Below are 17,484 nucleotides of genomic sequence, written 5' to 3'. Positions count from 1 at the left end.
TTCCGGCTCCATGTGCCGCTGTTGCGGCCATACGGGCGATTTGTCCCATTCTTTAGGCCTCTACGGAGAATGCCGTGATCGGCTACATCCTCAAACGCTTGGGTCTGGCGCTCCTGGTCGCGCTGGCGGTCTCGGCGATCGCCTTCTTTCTCCTGCGATTGTCGGGCGATATTGCGGTGGCCATTGCGGGCGAAGGTGCGCAGAAGGCGGATCTCGATATCATCCGCAAGACCTACGGCCTCGACCGGCCGGTCATCGTGCAATACCTCGATTGGCTCTGGCAGACGATCAGGGGCGATTTTGGAACGTCCCTGTACTTCAAGACCGAGGTGAGCAAGCTCGTTCTCGACAAGCTGCCGACGACCCTCATTCTCGGCTTCACGTCGCTCGGGTTCGCGCTCCTCATATCCGTTCCCCTGGGCGTGCTGGCCGCCGTGTACGCGAACAGCTGGATCGACCGGGTGGCGCTGGCTGTCGCCGTGGTCGGTCAGGCGCTTCCGAACTTCTTCTTCGCCCTGATCCTCGTGATGATCTTCTCCATCACGCTGCGCTGGCTGCCTGTCTCGGGTTCCGGCACGTGGCTGCACTTCATCATGCCGACAATTGCTCTCGGCTACTACGTCGCTCCGGCCTTCATGCGGCTCATCCGCGCCGGAATGATCGAGGTTCTATCCTCCGATTACATCCGGACCGCCCGGGCCAAGGGCCTGCCGGCCTACAAGGTCATCTTCAAGCATGCCCTGCGGAACGCCGTCGTGCCGGTTGTGGCGCTCACCGCCGTGCAGCTCGGCTTCCTGCTTGGCGGGTCGGTCGTCATCGAGACGATCTTTGCCCTCGATGGTCTCGGCTATCTGGCCTACCAGAGCATCACCTACAAGGACTTCCCTGTCATGCAGGTCGTCGTCCTGCTGCTCTCGGTGGTCTATGTCCTTCTGACGCTTGCCTCCGACATCGCCAACGCGTGGCTCGATCCCCGCATCCGGGTGGCCTGACATGACCGACACTCCGCTCTCCATCCCCGCCATCGCGGAACCCTCGCCCGGCATGCGCCTCGTGCGCCGCTTCCTCGGCCAGAAGGCCTTCGTGATCGGCACCGGGATCCTGGCGGTCATCGTTGCGCTGGCTCTGCTTGCGCCCCTGATCTCGCCGCACGATCCCTATGTGCAGAACCTCGCGCTCCGCAACGTCCCCCCTGTCTGGTACGCCAAGGGATCGTGGCTGCATCCGCTCGGCACCGACCAGCTCGGGCGCGACTATCTGTCCCGCGTGCTCTACGGCGCGCGCATCTCCCTGCTGATCGGCGTCAGCGTGGTTCTGATTTCCGGCATCATCGGAACGGCGATGGGCTTGGCGGCCGGCTATTTCGGCGGCAAGGTCGACCTTCTGATGACCTTCATCGTGACGACGCGTCTCTCGATGCCGGTCATCCTTGTGGCACTTGCCGTGGTGGCGATGGTCGGTGGCTCCCTGTGGGTCGTCATTCTGGTGCTCGGCTTCCTCAAATGGGACCGCTTCGCCGTGGTGATGCGCAGCGCGACCCAGCAGGTCCGCTCCCTCGACTACGTGGCGGCCGCACAGGCGGCCGGAGCGTCGACCACGCGTATCGTTCTCCAGGAGGTCCTGCCGAACATCGCTCCTCATCTGATCGTCATTGCGACTCTCGAGGCTGCGAGCGCAATCCTGCTCGAGGCAGCCCTCTCCTTCCTGGGCCTTGGCGTGCAGCCTCCCCTGCCCTCCTGGGGGCTCATGATTGCGGAGGCAAAAGCCTACATGTTCTTTTCGTTCTGGCTCATTGCAATCCCGGGATCGGCGCTGGCGCTGCTGATCTTCGCCATCAACCTGGCGGGGGACGGCCTGCGTGACGTGATCTCACCGGAAGGACGGGCCTGACCCATGAGCGACGTTATTCTCGAAGTCGACGGTCTGAACGTCGACATCGCCACTCCCCGCGGCGCCCTCCACGCCGTTCGCGACATCTCGTTTTCCGTGAAGCGCGGCGAGACGCTCTGCCTCGTGGGCGAGTCCGGCTGCGGCAAGTCCATGACCTCGCTCGCGATCATGGACCTTTTGCCCAAGGCAGCCACCCGGAAGGCCCGGCGCATCGCCTTTGCGGGCGAAGATCTCGGCAAGGCGGGCCGGAAGCGAATCAACGCCCTGCGTGGCGACCGCATGGCGATGATCTTTCAGGAACCCATGACGGCGCTGAACCCGGCCTATACGATCGGCAATCAGCTCGTGGAAGCCTACCGCCAGCACCGCAATGTGAGCGAGGCGGAGGCGCGGGAACGGGCGGTCCATCTGCTCGGCAAGGTCGGCATCGCTTCGGCGGCCCAGCGTCTCGGACAATACCCTCACCAGCTCTCGGGCGGCCTGCGCCAGCGCATCATGATCGCCATGGCCCTGATGTGCGGCCCCGACCTGCTGATCGCGGACGAGCCGACGACAGCCCTTGATGTGACGATCCAGGCACAGATCCTGCACCTTCTGGCCGACCTGCAGCGCGAGCTCGGCATCGCCATGGTCCTGATCACTCACGATCTCGGCATCGTGGCACGCATCGCCGATCGGGTGGCCGTCATGTATGCCGGGCAGATCGTTGAACAAGGGCCGACCGCATCGCTTTTCGCCAATCCGCAGCATCCCTACACGAAGGGGCTGATCGACTGCATTCCCGTGCCGGGCCGCACGGTTCGAGGCGGAAAGCTCGGCGTCATTCCCGGGGTCGTACCCTCTCTGGTGGGTGAGATTCGCGGCTGCAGCTTCCGCGACCGCTGCAGCCATGCCCGCGACATCTGCGCCATGGCACCGCCCGTGAACGAAGCTGCGGAGGGCCATCAATGGCGTTGCATTCTGGAGAACGCAGCATGACGGCGATCCTCGAAGCCCGAGATCTCACCCGCTCCTTCGAGGTCAGTCAGGGCATGTTCAAGTCCCGGCGAACCCTTCATGCGGTCAACGGCATCAGCCTCGATATCCGCAAAGGGGAAGTGCTGGGAATTGTGGGCGAATCCGGCTGCGGCAAGTCCACGCTTGCCCGCATGCTGCTCGGCCTCCTGCCGCCCACGGGCGGCGGCATCACGCTGGATGGAACGGATATCCGCTCGCTCAGCCGCAAAGGCATGGCCCGGCGCGTGCAGCCTGTTTTTCAGGATCCCTATTCCTCGCTCAACCCACGCCGCACCATCGCGTCCATCGTGGCCCTGCCGCTGGAAGTGCACGGCATCGGCACGGCGGCGGAGCGGCGCAGGCGCACGCTCGAGACCCTCGACAAGGTGGGGCTGCCACAGCGTTTCGCCGACCGCTATCCCCGCGAACTTTCAGGTGGTCAGCGTCAGCGCGTCGCCATTGCGCGGGCGCTTGTCATGAATCCGGAGCTTGTGGTCTGCGACGAGCCGACCTCCGCCCTGGACGTCTCGGTTCAGTCGCAGATTCTGAACCTGCTCATGGATCTGCGCCGTGAACTCGGCCTGACCTACGTGTTCATCAGCCACAACCTCGCCGTGGTCGAGCACATCGCGACACGGGTGGCGGTGATGTATCTCGGCCGCGTCGTCGAATTGGCCGAAACGGAAACCCTCTTCAGAGCGCCCCGGCACCCTTACACCAAGGCGCTCTTGGCATCCGTCCTGACACCTGAGCCTGGACAAGGCATTCCGGAAACCGGGCTCGGCCTCGCGTTTCCAGATCCGCTCAACCCGCCCCCGGGATGTCCCTTCCATCCGCGCTGTCCGGCGCGGATGGCTCAGTGCAGCACATCTGAACCGCGCCTCGTCCGGTTCGAGCGGGATATGGTTGCCTGCCATCTCCATGATCCCGGACAGGACACTCCCGCCAACCTGTGACCCTGCCGATCGGATTGTCAACAAAAGGAATAACCCAATGACTCGCGAGACAGCCATCGCAAAGGCTGAGAACTATTTCGACTCGGGCGCCCTCAAGACCGATCTGGCCCGCCTCGTCGCGATGCCGACAGAGAGCCAAAATCCAGAACGGGCTGAAACGCTCACGGCCTATATCGAAACCGAGATGCGCCCCCTGCTCGAGAGCCTCGGCTTCACCTGCAGGACGCTCCATCATCCCAAGGCGAAGGGGCCGTTCCTCTATGCCGAGCGCATCGAGAGCCCTGATGTCCCGACGATCCTCGGCTACGGCCATGGCGATGTGATCCGGGGTCTCGACAAAGACTGGAACCAGGGCCTTTCCCCCTGGGCGCTCACGGAAGTCGGAGACCGCTGGTATGGCCGCGGCGTCGTCGACAACAAGGGTCAGCACGTCATCAATATCGCCGGCCTGAAAGCCGTCCTGGAGACCCGCGGCAAGCTCGGCTTCAATGCCAAGTATCTGATCGAGATGGGCGAGGAGATGGGCTCTCCCGGCCTGCGCGAGCTGTGCGCAGAGCAGAAAGACCTGCTGAAGGCCGATGTTCTCATCGCGTCCGATGGGCCGCGTCTCAATGCCGAGCGGCCGACGATCTTTCTCGGCTCGCGTGGCGGCGTCACCTTCGATCTCTCGATCAACGCACGCGACGGAGGGCATCATTCAGGCAATTGGGGAGGCATTCTCTCGGACCCGGCGATCCAGCTCGCCCATGCGATCGCCAGCATCGCCTCGCCGACAGGCCAGATTCGCATCCACGAATGGGTTCCGAAGGAACTCCCCGCGGCAGTGCGCCGGGCGCTCGCGGATTGCGAGATCGATGGCGGCCCCGATGGCCCGACCATCGACCCGGAATGGGGTGAGCAGGGGCTGACACCGGCTGAGCAGGTCTTCGGCTGGTGCTCCTTCGATGTGCTCGCCATGAAATCCGGCGTACCGGAAACTCCCGTCAACGCCGTGCCGCCGAGCGCCTGGGCACGCTGCCAACTGCGTTTCGTGGTCGGCATCGACCCGGACGAGGTTCTGCCGGCCCTGCGTCGTCACCTCGATCGTCACGGCTTCACGATGGTTCAGATTGCAAAGAGCCGCGAAGAGATCTTCCACGCGACGCGCCTCGATCCCGAGGACCCTTGGGTGACCTGGGCCCTCGCTTCTCTTGCCAGGACGACCGGCAAGAAGCCTGCGCTTCTGCCCAATCTCGGCGGATCGCTCCCGAACGACATCTTCTCGGAGATCCTGAACCTGCGCACCATCTGGGTCCCGCATTCCTACCCCGGCTGTTCCCAGCATGCCCCCAACGAGCATCTGCCCGTCGCCATCGCCCGCGAGGGTCTGTCCGTGATGGCGGGGTTGTATTGGGATCTCGGCACCGGCGACACGCCTCCTCTCGACCGAGAGGCATAGGAGCCAGGGACGGGGCAGGAGCGGCCTGCCCCGCTTTTGCCTTGCGGAGCAATCCAGCGGTAGGGATACACGGATATCGTTGAGGATGGGTTCGAATGACCAGGATTCCGACCGCTCTCGAGGCCCTCCGGCGTATCGCCGATGGCAGCATGACCTGCGAAGCCCTGGCCCGCGCCTGTCTGGAGCGGATCGTCGAGCGGGAACCTGCCGTGCAAGCATGGCAGCATTTGGAGCCGGATGCGGCGCTCGACACAGCGCGCCGCATCGATCGCGCCGGCACGGGGCCCCTGAAGGGGCTGCCGATCGGCGTCAAGGACATCATCGATACGGCGGACATGCCGACGAGTTACGGCTCGCCCATTTACGCGGGACACCGACCGGCGCGGGATGCCGCCTGTGTGGCACTGGCACGGCACGCTGGTGCATTGATCCTCGGCAAGACCGTCACGACTGAATTCGCCTATTTCCAACCCGGCAAGACGCACAATCCGCATGAGTACGGCCGGACCCCAGGCGGCTCATCCTCAGGTTCGGCCGCTGCGGTCGCCGATGGCATGGTGTTGCTGGCTCTCGGGACCCAGACAGCCGGCTCTGTCATCAGACCAGCGAGCTATTGCGGCTGCGTCGGCTATAAGCCGACACATGGCCTGATCGACCGTACGGGTGTGCGGCCGTTTGCCGATAGTCTCGATACGGTCGGGGTCTTTGCCAGAACAGTCGAGGATGCGGCCCTTTTCGCCTCCGTCCTCGCAGGGCGGCCAGGACTGCGCATCGAGAACCGGTCTGTGCGCCCACGTATCGGCCTGTCTCGAACCCATGAGTGGGATGCAGCCGAACCGGCGACGGCGGCAGTCCTGGAAGAAGCGGTCAAGCGCCTGCGAGCGTCCGGACTGGAAATACGCGAGGTGGTGCTTCCGGAATGCTGGCGAGGTCTGTTCGAGGCGCAGAAGACCATTATGGCGTATGAGGGGGCGCGAGCCTGTGCGCCCGAGATGCTGACCAGCCCGGATCGCCTCAGCGCCAAGCTGCGTGAAATCCTTCAGATCGGCGCAGCCATCGCGCCCGACGATTACGACGGCGCCAAATCTCTTGCGGCAGAGGCACGGGCCGGCATGGCAGACGCGCTGGACGGCCTGGATGTATTGCTGACACCCAGTGCGCCGGGTGAAGCGCCCCAGGGAATGGAGGCGACCGGCGATCCGGTGTTCAACCGCGTCTGGACGTTGCTGGGAGGGCCCTGCGTCAATGTGCCGGGCCTGACCGGGCCATCTGGAATGCCGATCGGCGTCCAGGTTGTCGGTCGCATCGGCGACGATCAGCGCACGCTGGCGGCGGCAGCCGCAATCGCCCGGGTTCTATCGGTGCGATAGGGCTTCGGGCCCAAAAACCGGAATCACTTCCCGCGTCAGATGCTCGAGGATCGAAGGTCGCTATCCGATCACCTTCAAGCCCTTAGCGAACCGCCGCCAGTTCGCCACGTAACCCAAAGCGGATGCACGCAGCCTCTCGGCAGCCTCCGCGTCCAGCGTCCGCACGGCTTTCGCAGGCGCGCCGACAATGAGGGAGTTGTCAGGGAACTCCTTGCCCTCGGTCACAAGCGCATTGGCTCCCACAAGGCAGTTCCTGCCGATGCGCGCGCCGTTCAGAACGGTTGCCCCCATACCGATCAGCGAATTGTCACCGATCGTACAGCCATGCACGATGGCATGGTGCCCGATTGTGACGCCCTCGCCGATGGTCAGAGGAAATCCCTCGTCGGCATGCAGCATCGCTCCTTCCTGAATGTTGGTCCGATCGCCGACGATGATCGTGTCATTGTCCGCCCGGATGACGGCGCCGAACCAGACTCCCGCCTCATGTCCCAGACGAACGCGCCCAATGACATGGGCGTCAGGTGCGATCCAATACTGGCCGGCCGGCGGCAATGCGGGTTTCTCACCATTCAACTCGTAGATCGGCATCCCAATTCCCCTCGTTCCTCTCGTTGACCAGGCCGGCCTGCTGAACTTGAACGATCCGCACACCTAGGCCGAAGCGGTCCGTGGCATTCTCCTGGTCTGCGGCTGTGCATCTTCTGCGCTCTCTGCGAAGCCGGCACGCTCCACCTCTTGACGCTTGTGCCGCAGATGCCGGCGAAGAATGTGGGAGAGCCCCCCACCATCCCGCCGCTGCAGGGCGTTCAGGATTGCCTCGTGCTCCTGCACCGCCAGCTCCCAGTGGCTCGGAGGCATGGGGGCCACGAACCGCGCCCGCCGGATGCGCGCCGTCACCGACTCGTAGAGGGAAGCCAGCACCGCATTGTCGGCCGCGTCCACGATTGCTTCATGGATCGACCGATTGCAGCGGTAGTATTGCAATAGGTCCCTGTTGCGGTAGTGCGAGACCATTTCGTCGTGCAGACACGCAATTCGCCGGACCTGGTCGTCGGTGATGCGCTGACAGGCGAGTTCCCCGGCGGCAGCCTCCAGGCTTTCGCAGACCTCGAAGAGATCCTGCACGTCCTTCTGTGTCAGCTTGGCCGCTCGCGCGCCCCGATTGGGCAACAGAACCACATAACCTTCGGCGGCGAGGACTTTCAGCGCCTCGCGCAGAGGCGTCCGGGAAATTCCCAGCGTCAGGCATAGGTCCCGCTCGGGGACGCGCGCCCCGGGAGGAATCTCACCCTCCATCAGCATGTGCCTCACCCGGGACACCACCTCATCATGCAACATTGCGCCTTAATCCTTATGCGTCACCAGCCTCGCACGGTGTTTCCGACGGTATTGGATAACGTCAAGGTCCACTCAATTTGAATGCAGTTATGCCACATGGATCTCGAATTTCGCAATTGCAATCTTGCGTTATGGACTTTTTGAATTCAAACTAAGCCTGCTCTCCATCGCGCTTCCGGAAAGCTCCTGCATTCCGACGAGACTGGGATTCAGGGATTGACGGAGCGGAGATGACAGGATCGAAACTGCCAATGGACACGACAATGATGCCGACCACCACGCCGAGCGATGAAATTCTCTATGAGCGACGCGATGGGGTGGCGTTCGTCACCTTCAACAGGCCGCAGGCCCGCAACGCCTTCACCTTCGCCATGTACGAGCGCCTTGCGGAAATCTGCGCCGAGGTCCACGAGGATCGCTCGATCCGGGCCATGGTGCTCACCGGAGCGGGGGGCAAGGCCTTTGCGGCCGGTACGGACATATCCCAGTTCCGCGCATTCGACAGCCCGGAGGACGCCCTCGGCTATGAGGGCCGCATCGACCGCGTGTTGAACGCCCTTGAGACCTGTCGCGTGCCGACGATCGCTGCGATCGCCGGGGCCTGCACAGGCGGCGGGGCTGGCATTGCAGGCTGCTGCGACTTGCGGATTGCCGCCGATAACGCGCGCTTCGGCCTGCCGATTGCTCGGACACTCGGCAACTGCCTTTCCATGTCGAACTACAGCCGGTTCGCTGCCCTGATCGGCCCTGCCCGCCTGAAGGAAATGATCTTCACGGCCCGCTTGGTGGAGGCTCCTGAAGCGCTCGAGATCGGCTTGGTCAGCGAAGTCGTGGCCGATCCGGCCGCACTGATGTCGCGCGCCGAGGAGCTCGCCCGCACCGTCGCGAGCCATGCTCCGCTCACCCTCCAGGCCTGCAAGGAGGCGTTGCGCCGGTTGCGGCCGACGATTCCTCCGGGCCAAGGCGACGACCTGATCCTCATGTGTTACATGAGCCAGGATTTTCGCGAGGGCATCGACGCGTTCCTCAACAAGCGCCCTCCGAATTTCGAAGGCAAGTGAACTTCGAAGGCGAGTTAAACTTCGAAGGCAAGTGAACCGTCCTTCGCTTTCTCATTCCACTCAACGAACGACAGATTGATCCTGACATGACAACGACGCTGCTTCCGCTTTTCCATGTACGACCCGAAATAGCGGACACGATCTTCCTGGAGACGGCGGACGGCAGCACACTCACGTATCGGCGCTTCTTTGCGATCACGGCTCGCCTCGCCCACGCCTTGAGAAGCTGCGGGGTGAAGCCCGGCGATCGGGTCGCCGTTCAGGTCGACAAGTCTCCTGAAGCGCTCGCCCTTTATGTCGCCTGCGTACGAGCCGGAGCCGTCTACCTGCCGCTGAACACGGCCTATACCGCAAGCGAAGTCGATTATTTCGTGGGAGACGCGGAGCCGCGCCTCGTCGTCTGCCGCCCTTCCGCCCAAACCGAGATTGGCGCCATTGCCGCCAAGGTCGGCGGCCAGGCCGAAACCCTAGGCACGGCTGGCGACGGAAGCCTTATCGCGCTTGCAGCCGATCAGCCTGAAACCTTCGAGGATCACCCGGCCGGCCCAGACGATCTTGCGGCAATCCTCTACACCTCGGGTACGACAGGGCGCTCCAAGGGTGCCATGATGACCCACTATAATCTGGCTTCGAATGCTCTGACGCTGGTCGATTACTGGCGCTTCACGGCGGACGACGTGCTTCTCCACGCTCTGCCGATCTATCACACCCATGGATTGTTCGTGGCGACTAACGTGGTGCTCGCCGCCCATGCCTCCATGCTCTTCCTGACGAAGTTCGACGCCGACGAGGTGATCCGGCTTCTGCCCCGAGCCACCACCATGATGGGCGTTCCCACCTTCTATACGCGCTTGCTGGAGCATCCGGATTTTACGCGCGAACGCACCGCGCATATGCGCCTTTTCATCTCGGGATCGGCGCCGCTCCTGGCAGCGACCCATGACGAATTCTCGGCGCGCACTGGCCATGCGATCCTTGAACGCTACGGTATGACCGAAACGGGTATGAACACCTCCAATCCCTACGACGGGGACAGAATTGCCGGAACCGTGGGTTTCCCCCTGCCCGGTGTCGAATTGCGCATTGCCGATCCCGAAACGGGCCGTCTGCTCGGCACGGGCGAGATCGGCATGATCGAGGTGAAGGGCCCCAACGTGTTCAAGGGCTACTGGCGCATGCCGGAGAAGACTGCGTCCGAATTCCGGCCGGACGGCTTCTTCATCACCGGCGACATCGGGAAAATCGACGAGCGCGGCTATGTCCATATTGTCGGACGAGGCAAGGATCTCATCATCACGGGCGGCTTCAATGTCTACCCGAAGGAGATCGAGCTCGTCATCGACGCCGTCGAAGGCGTGCAGGAATCGGCGGTCATTGGTGTGCCGCACCCGGATTTCGGCGAGGGCGTGACAGCCATCGTGGTGCCTGTGAAGGATGCCGATCTGACCGAGGAAACGATCATGGCGAGCGTGCGTGAGAAGCTCGCCAAATTCAAGCAGCCCAAGCGCGTGCTCTTCGTCAACGAGCTGCCGCGCAACACCATGGGCAAAGTCCAGAAGAACGTGCTGCGCGAGCAGTACAGCACCCTTTACGACCGCCGCCAGGCCGGCTGACAGGGACGTATCTGTATCCTGAAGCCAGTGTTGCGACAACAGACGAGGATATGATGGGTCCGCTCAATGGAATGAAGGTCATCGATCTGACGCACGTCATGGCGGGTCCCACCTGCACGCTCATGCTCGCCGACATGGGCGCAGACGTCATCAAGATCGAGAAATCTCCGGATGGTGACGATACGCGGCGCATGCTGCCTCCCAAGATTGGAGACGAGGCGGCCGCCTATATGATGATGAACCGTAACAAGCGAGGTATCGTTCTCGACCTCAAGACCGAGGGCGGCAAGAAGGTCCTGCGCCAGCTCGTGCAGACCGCCGACGTTCTCGTCGAGAACTTTGGTCCGGGCGTGATGGAGCGCCTTGGGTTCGGATACGAGGATCTCAAGAAGGAGAATTCCGGCCTCATCTACTGCTCGCTCTCGGGCTTCGGCCGGACCGGTCCCTACAAGGATCGGCGCGGCTTCGATCTTGTGGCTCAGGCCATGAGCGGCATCATGAGTTTCACGGGAGAGCCGCGTGGAGCACCCGCCAAATGCGGTCCGCCACTCTCGGACATCACAGCAGGCATTCTTGCTGCCATGGGAATCCTGGCCGCTTACGCTCACCGTCTCAAGACTGGCGAGGGTCAGTGGGTCGAGACCTCCCTTTTCGAAGCGGCTCTCGTTCAAACCTACTGGCAATCGGCGATCGCGCTCGCAACCGGTTCCGTCCCAAAAGCCATGGGCTCGGCGCATCCGCTCAACGCTCCGTACCAAGCCTTCCAGACGTCGGATGGCTGGATCGTCGTCGGCGGCGCGAACCAAAAGAACTGGTTGCGTACGCTCGACGCCATCGGCGCACCCGAGCTGGCCGATGATCCCCGGTTCCGGACCGGCGCTGACCGCATGGGACATCTGCCCGAGCTCGAGGCGAAACTCGCGGAGCGTTTCCGCACCAAACCGGCAGCGTACTGGCTCGGGATCCTCGACGAGAAGGGCGTGCCCTGCGGACCCGTCTACGACATGCTGCAGGCCCTCAACGATCCTCAGACGGCCGCCCGCAGGATGTTGGTTGAGGTTGAACATTCGACACTCGGTCCCGTCAAGACATTGGGCCTTCCGGTGAAGTTCTCCGGCACGCCGGGTGATGTCCTCAAGGGCGCTCCCGTCTTTGGCGAGGATACGCGGGAGATTCTTGCGGAAGCCGGGTTCTCGGACCAGGAAATCGAAGCCTTCCAGGAAGAGGGCGCCATAGTTTGCGCCGATCTCGAAACTCGGACAGAGTCGCGGAGAGTGAGCTAGGATCCGGAGAGGATCCCGAAGGAAGCCAGCTTCCGCCCGATCTATGGGATAGTCCCGCCGGGATTATCTTTTCGGCTAGAGCCTTTTCCGCAAAAGTGGATGCCGGTTTTGCGAAGAAAAGGCGTCTTTCTCAAACAACAAGAGCCTTTTTCGATGAGAACGGAGATCTAATCCCTGCATGATCTCCCGCGATGCGTTGGCGCCGGTTCTATGTGGTACTCCCTCGGCGCATCGAAGATAGCAGGAGCAATCCGCTCTGTAGGACAGGCAGCATGCCGCTCCGAGCCGTCACCCGGGACGGCATGTCCTCTTCCATCAATTCACTGTCTTGACTTGGCCAAGGCGCAGTATGTTCGCGCGCCTGATCAGCCTGGCCAGAAGCGGCCAAGTCAGGAGGAGCGTCGCCAGGATGGTGATCGTGCTCACGAGCGGGTTCGAGACGAAGATGCTCAGGCTGCCCTGCGACATCAGCATGGACTGGCGGAAGGCATCCTCGGCCTTGTCGCCGAGCACAAGAGCGAGCACGAGCGGGGCAATCGGGTAATCGAGCTTCTTGAACACGTAGCCGACGACACCAAAGATGAAAGCAATCCAAAGATCGGGCTTCGATGAGGCAACTGTCCAGGCGCCGATGAAGCAGATCACAACGATCAGGGGACCGATGATCGCGAAGGGTATGCGCAGGATCGACGCGAAGAGAGGCACTGTCGCAAGGACAAGGATCACGGCCACGACGTTGCCGATATACATCGACGCGATGAGACCCCAGACGAAGTCGGGCCTCTCGATGAACAGCATGGGTCCGGGATTGAGCCCCCAGATCATCAATCCGCCCATCATCACGGCAGCGGTGGCGGAACCGGGAATGCCCAGCGCCAGCATCGGCAGCATGGCGGCTGTGCCGGCACCGTGATCGGCCGTTTCGGGCGCGATGATACCCTCCGGTTCACCGGTCCCGAACCGGTCACGCCGCCGCGAGAACCGCTTGGCCAGACCATAGCTCATGAACGACGCCGCAGTGGGTCCGCCCGGCGTGATCCCCATCCAGACGCCGACGAGGCTTCCCCGCAGCAGTGCAACCCAGTACCGCGGCATTTGGACGAGTGTCTCCATGACGCCAGCAAGGCTCACCTTGGCCTTCACACCATCGAATTTGAGCCCCTCCTCCATCGTGAGCAGAAGTTCTCCGATCCCGAAGAGGCCGATCACGACGATCAGGAAGCTGATACCGCGCAGCAGTTCGTCAAACCCGAAGGTGAGTCTCAAACTGCCGGAAATCGTGTCCATTCCGACCGTTGCGAGCGCGAAGCCCAGGAGAATGGACACGATCGTCTTCGAGGGCTGTGCGCTCGACAGGCCGACAAAGCTCGCGAAGGCCAGGAAGTAGACGGCAAAGAACTCAGGCGATGAGAACTGCAGCGCGAAGCTCGTCACCCAGCCAGACAGAAGCGTCGTGACGATAACTCCCATCATTGCGCCGAACCCGGCTGACAGGAAAGCGAAGGAGAGTGCTTGGATAGCCTGCCCCTGCTTGGCCATCGGATGCCCGTCGAAGGTTGTCGCGACGGAGGACGGCTCGCCTGGAATGTTGAACAGAATCGACGTTGTGGAGCCGCCGAACAAGGCCCCCCAGTACATGCTGGTGAGAAGGATGATGGCTCCAACCGGATCCATCGAATACGTCAGAGGCAGCAGGAGCGTCACTCCGTTCGGAGCTCCCAGCCCCGGCAGGACGCCGACCAGAATACCGAGCAGCACGCCGATCATCATCAAGAATACGTGCTGGAACGTCAGCGCAACCGCAAAGCCATGGAATAGCGACTCGATATTGGCCATGAAACACCTCAGTAAAGCCCGAGCAGAGCTTCGAGCGGGCCCGTCAGCAGGGGAACCTTGAACCAGATCGGAAATAAGAGCCGCATCGCGACCGCAACGGCGAGCGCGAATCCAATGGCGTAAACGGGGCGATAGCCCCCCTGGAAGATCATGACGAGTGCAAGGTAAAGGATCGTCCCGACATAAAGACCAAGAAAGGACGAGACGATTACGAAACCCAAGATCGGCAGTCCGAACGCAAGAACGCTCCGCATCTGCACATTCGTGACGAAGGTGGAATGATCGGCGCTGCGGCGCCGGAGAGCGATGACGAGATTGATGAGGCTCGCCAAGACGATGAGTACGCCGATACGGAACGGGAAGTAACCTGATGCGGGCCCGGAGTCTCCCCATCCGATGTCGTGCTCGACGGCGCCCAACAAAACGGCTGCGCCGGCGATCCCGGTGACAAGCGCCGTTGCCACCTCCATGCTTGTGCGCGATATGAGCGCCCGTTCATTCATCACCGAACCAACCTCCTGTTTGAAGGATGAAAGGCACGGTTGCTGCCCGTGCCTTTCACACGGACCTGACGGTTCAGTTCACGAGCCAGCCTTCCTCTTCATAGACCTTGCGGGTGCGCTTCTCGTCCTCATCGATGAAGGTCTTGAGCTCGGCACCGGCAATGAAGCGGCCCGTCTGTGCCGTCTTGGCGAGGTAATCCTTCCACTCGGGAGTTTCGGTTACCTTTTTCAGGACGCCCGCCCAGTAGTCGACGGCCGCCTGAGGCGTGCCCGGCGGAAGCGCGACCGTGCGCGGCATCTGATACGACTCGATGCCCGCACCCTGCTCCTTGCAGGTCGGAATCTCGTGCCAGCTCTGCGTCTCCGTAACCTTCGGCCCCGACGCCATGCGTTCCTTTGAGAACACGCAAAGCGCCTTCAGTTGGCCGGCCTTCCAGTGGCCCACGCTTTCGCTTGGATTGTTGACATGGGACTGTACGTGCCCGCCCGTGAGTTGGACCGATGCCTCGCCACCGCTTTTGAAGGGGACATAGATAAACTTCGCGCCTGTATCCTTCTCGATCAAGCGGGTGAGGGTCTGGTCCGTATCCTTCGACAGAGCCCCCGCCATCTTGAAGGTGCCGTTGGCGTCCTTGGCGGCCGCGGTGTAGGATTTGTAGTCGTTGTATGGAGCGTCGCCCTTCGTCCAAAGGACGAACTCGTCGAACACCATCGCGGCCACGGGCATGAAGTCCGTGTGCTTGAACGCCACTTTGGCAACCATGGGAAGCGTGTACAGGTTCGACGTTCCGAATGCGAGCTTGTGGCCATCCCCCTCGGCCGCCTTCACATAAACAAAAGTCTCGGCTCCGCTGCCGCCGCCTTTGTTCGACACCAGGACCGGCTGGTCGATCAGATGGTTGTTCTGGATCGCCACTTGCACTGCACGTGCAAAGATGTCCGTACCGCCACCCGGACCGGCCGCGCCGATAAACTCCACCGGCTTGGTAGGTTTCCACTCGGACTGCGCCAATGCCGGCGCGTTCCCCAGCGCCAGCGCCATGGCAGCGGACGCGAAGATGCCGAGCGCGCGCGGCGCATCAATACCCTTTGGGATCATACTTTCCTCCTTGCGCATGCGCCGGTGTGGCGGACGCAACGTTACGTTCCCCACTCGCCACCTTCTTTGGGTGACTTTGCAGTTATTGTTATTGTTGAAGGAATTATGAATTCAAAATTGCGCATGTGACAAGCCTTTTCTCCCAAAGCTGGTCCTGCATGGCCGATTTTGTTTTCAGTTCCTCGGTGCTGCCCATGACGAGCGCTGTCTCACAAAGCATCTTTTGGGCTTCAGCGCGCCCGTGGCGTAGACACCCAGGAGCGGCAACCGGCATCGGCTCCAGAGCCTCGATGCAAGCACCACTGCACTCGGAATATTCAGACTCCGGGCTCCATGGGCCCTGTTGCGCAATGACGCCGCAAGGCCAGTGCCAGCCCGTCTTTCCATCCTCGAGGAGTGCGCAGGCAGAAATTCAGTCGGACGATTCGGATCCTCTGCATTTTCTCGCAAGTCACACGGCGAGGCTCCGTATGGAGCCTCGCCGTTGCATGATGGGGACTGCCCTCGATCGGGAGCAGTCGTGTTGTGAATGAGCATGCAGATTGTCGTCGCATTGGACGCTCATGCGTGAATTCAAAGGCCACCTGCGCTTCATCCGGTTCCGAATGACTGCACCGTCATGATGCCGGAGCTTGCAAACGCGAATACGGGCAGCGCCGCTCGCCAACAAGGAAATATCACCAGAATTGCAGCAATTTACTCTCTTTGCAGCGCCGGCGAGCGGCAAAGACCGACCCGGCGCGAGATCGTCCGTTATGGACGGCGATCTCAGCGGACGGGCTGACATGGAGGAATCCGGCGGTTCTCCGGCCGACGAATTGACTCGACCATTTTTGCATTCATAATACATAAATCAGAATTCAAACGGGCAGGTCGACGAAGCCCGCATTGGCGGAGGATCCCATGAGCTATCAGGCCGGTCGGCACTTTCTTCAGATTCCGGGGCCGACCAACACTCCGCTGCCGGTGCTCGCCGCCATCGCGAAACCAACCATCGATCATCGTGGACCGGAGTTCGGCCAGCTCGGCCGGGAGGTGCTCTCGGACATCCGCTCGATCTTCAAGACGGCCCAGCCGGTGATCATCTATCCAGCCTCCGGCACCGGCGCCTGGGAGGCCGCCCTCGTCAATACCCTCTCGCCCGGCGACAAGGTCCTGATGTTCGAGACGGGATGGTTCTCGACCCTCTGGAACAAGATCGCCAAGCGGCTCGGGATCGAGGCGGAGTTCATCGAGGGCGACTGGCGCTCCGGCGTGAGGGCCGATGCGATCGAGGCACGACTGGCTGAAGACAAAGCCCACACGATCAAGGCCGTTGCCGTCGTGCACAACGAGACATCGACAGGCGTAACCTCCAACATCGCCGCCGTGCGCCGCGCCATCGATAACGCCGGCCATCCAGCCCTGCTCCTCGTCGACACGATCTCGTCCCTAGGCTCCATCGATTTTCGGCACGACGAGTGGGGCGTGGACGTGACCGTCGGCGGATCGCAGAAGGGCCTGATGCTTCCTCCGGGGCTGTCCTTCAACGCCATTTCCGAGAAAGCACGCGCAGCTTCCAAGAAGGCAAAACTCCCGCGTTCTTTCTGGGACTGGGAGGACATGCTCGCCATCAACGAGAAGGGTTTCTTCCCGTATACCCCGTCGACGAACCTGCTGCAGGGGCTGAAGGTCGCGATCCGGATGCTGCACGAAGAAGGTCTCGAGAACGTCTTCGCCCGCCACGACCGCGCCGCCGAAGCAACCCGGCGCTGCGTACGTCACTGGGGGCTTGATATCCAGTGCCAAAACCCGGCGGAGTATTCGTCGTCATTGACCGCAGTGCGGCTTCCTGATGGGCACTCTGCGGACAACCTGCGGGCGGAAATCCTGACCCGCTTCAACATGTCCCTCGGCAATGGCCTCGGCCCCCTCGCCGACCGTGTCTTCCGGGTCGGCCATCTCGGCGATTTCCACGATCTCATGGTCACGGGCGCGCTCACCGGCGTCGAAATGGGTCTGCGCGTGTGCGGCATTCCCCACCGTTCCGGCGGTGTCGAGGCGGCCATGAATTACCTGAGTGGCAATGCCGGGCCTGCGGCGCAGGCCGCCGAATAGG

The 17,484-nt window shown here is 62.3% G+C and carries 15 protein-coding genes; 10 read left to right on the top strand and 5 right to left on the bottom strand.

The annotated features are described in order from the left end of the window. Positions 1-74 precede the first annotated feature (74 nt). From RE429_RS26035 to RE429_RS26010, 6 genes are all read left to right on the top strand, one after another. Positions 75-992, top strand: a complete 918-nt coding sequence (locus RE429_RS26035) for an ABC transporter permease (RefSeq protein WP_414474619.1) — start codon at positions 75-77, stop codon at positions 990-992. 1 nt (position 993) lies between these two features. Beyond that, positions 994-1,890, top strand: coding sequence for an ABC transporter permease (locus RE429_RS26030; protein ID WP_414474618.1), 897 nt, complete (start codon positions 994-996; stop codon positions 1,888-1,890). A 3-nt stretch (positions 1,891-1,893) separates the two neighbouring features. Beyond that, the gene (locus tag RE429_RS26025; protein ID WP_414474617.1) at positions 1,894-2,868 is read left to right on the top strand and encodes an ABC transporter ATP-binding protein; all 975 of its coding nucleotides are present in this window, start codon (positions 1,894-1,896) and stop codon (positions 2,866-2,868) included. Next, complete coding sequence (locus tag RE429_RS26020) at positions 2,865-3,842, top strand: ABC transporter ATP-binding protein (protein WP_414474616.1); 978 nt, start codon at positions 2,865-2,867, stop codon at positions 3,840-3,842. Before RE429_RS26025 ends, RE429_RS26020 begins: the two co-directional genes overlap by 4 nt. Positions 3,843-3,879: 37 nt before the next feature. After that, positions 3,880-5,280, top strand: a complete 1,401-nt coding sequence (locus tag RE429_RS26015) for a M20 family metallopeptidase (protein ID WP_414474615.1) — start codon at positions 3,880-3,882, stop codon at positions 5,278-5,280. A 95-nt stretch (positions 5,281-5,375) separates the two neighbouring features. Next, complete coding sequence (locus RE429_RS26010; protein WP_414474614.1) at positions 5,376-6,650, top strand: amidase; 1,275 nt, start codon at positions 5,376-5,378, stop codon at positions 6,648-6,650. Between the two features lie 60 nt (positions 6,651-6,710). Here RE429_RS26010 and RE429_RS26005 read toward each other — a convergent pair whose 3' ends face one another. Next, positions 6,711-7,241, bottom strand: a complete 531-nt coding sequence (locus RE429_RS26005; RefSeq protein WP_414474613.1) for a gamma carbonic anhydrase family protein — start codon at positions 7,239-7,241, stop codon at positions 6,711-6,713. 63 nt (positions 7,242-7,304) lie between these two features. Beyond that, the gene (locus RE429_RS26000; RefSeq protein ID WP_414474612.1) at positions 7,305-7,991 is read right to left on the bottom strand and encodes a GntR family transcriptional regulator; all 687 of its coding nucleotides are present in this window, start codon (positions 7,989-7,991) and stop codon (positions 7,305-7,307) included. Positions 7,992-8,254: 263 nt separating this feature from the next. Between RE429_RS26000 and RE429_RS25995 the strand changes: the two genes are divergently transcribed. The 3 genes from RE429_RS25995 to RE429_RS25985 all read left to right on the top strand — a co-directional run bounded on the left by RE429_RS25995 (position 8,255) and on the right by RE429_RS25985 (position 11,948). Then, entirely contained in the window at positions 8,255-9,052 is a 798-nt protein-coding gene (locus RE429_RS25995) for an enoyl-CoA hydratase/isomerase family protein (protein ID WP_414475938.1), read from the top strand. A gap of 86 nt (positions 9,053-9,138) precedes the next feature. After that, positions 9,139-10,665: a malonate--CoA ligase gene (locus RE429_RS25990; protein WP_414474611.1), complete on the top strand. Its 1,527-nt coding sequence runs from the start codon at positions 9,139-9,141 to the stop codon at positions 10,663-10,665. Between the two features lie 50 nt (positions 10,666-10,715). Next, positions 10,716-11,948 (top strand): CaiB/BaiF CoA transferase family protein, encoded by a 1,233-nt coding sequence (locus tag RE429_RS25985; protein WP_414474610.1) that lies wholly within the window; start codon positions 10,716-10,718, stop codon positions 11,946-11,948. Between the two features lie 315 nt (positions 11,949-12,263). Here RE429_RS25985 and RE429_RS25980 read toward each other — a convergent pair whose 3' ends face one another. The 3 genes from RE429_RS25980 to RE429_RS25970 all read right to left on the bottom strand — a co-directional run bounded on the left by RE429_RS25980 (position 12,264) and on the right by RE429_RS25970 (position 15,404). After that, positions 12,264-13,784, bottom strand: coding sequence for a tripartite tricarboxylate transporter permease (locus RE429_RS25980; RefSeq protein ID WP_414474609.1), 1,521 nt, complete (start codon positions 13,782-13,784; stop codon positions 12,264-12,266). An 8-nt stretch (positions 13,785-13,792) separates the two neighbouring features. Continuing rightward, positions 13,793-14,287: a tripartite tricarboxylate transporter TctB family protein gene (locus tag RE429_RS25975; RefSeq protein WP_414475937.1), complete on the bottom strand. Its 495-nt coding sequence runs from the start codon at positions 14,285-14,287 to the stop codon at positions 13,793-13,795. Between the two features lie 73 nt (positions 14,288-14,360). Next, positions 14,361-15,404: a Bug family tripartite tricarboxylate transporter substrate binding protein gene (locus RE429_RS25970; RefSeq protein ID WP_414474608.1), complete on the bottom strand. Its 1,044-nt coding sequence runs from the start codon at positions 15,402-15,404 to the stop codon at positions 14,361-14,363. Positions 15,405-16,289: 885 nt separating this feature from the next. On the opposite strand from RE429_RS25970, the gene RE429_RS25965 reads away from it, so the two are divergent. After that, complete coding sequence (locus RE429_RS25965) at positions 16,290-17,483, top strand: pyridoxal-phosphate-dependent aminotransferase family protein (RefSeq protein ID WP_414474607.1); 1,194 nt, start codon at positions 16,290-16,292, stop codon at positions 17,481-17,483. Position 17,484: the final 1 nt, after the last annotated feature.

The organism is Microvirga sp. M2 (assembly GCF_047497095.1).
Taxonomy (GTDB): domain Bacteria; phylum Pseudomonadota; class Alphaproteobacteria; order Rhizobiales; family Beijerinckiaceae; genus Microvirga.
Note: the sequence above shows the minus strand (reverse complement) of the source record. Positions and strands in the feature narration are given on the sequence as shown.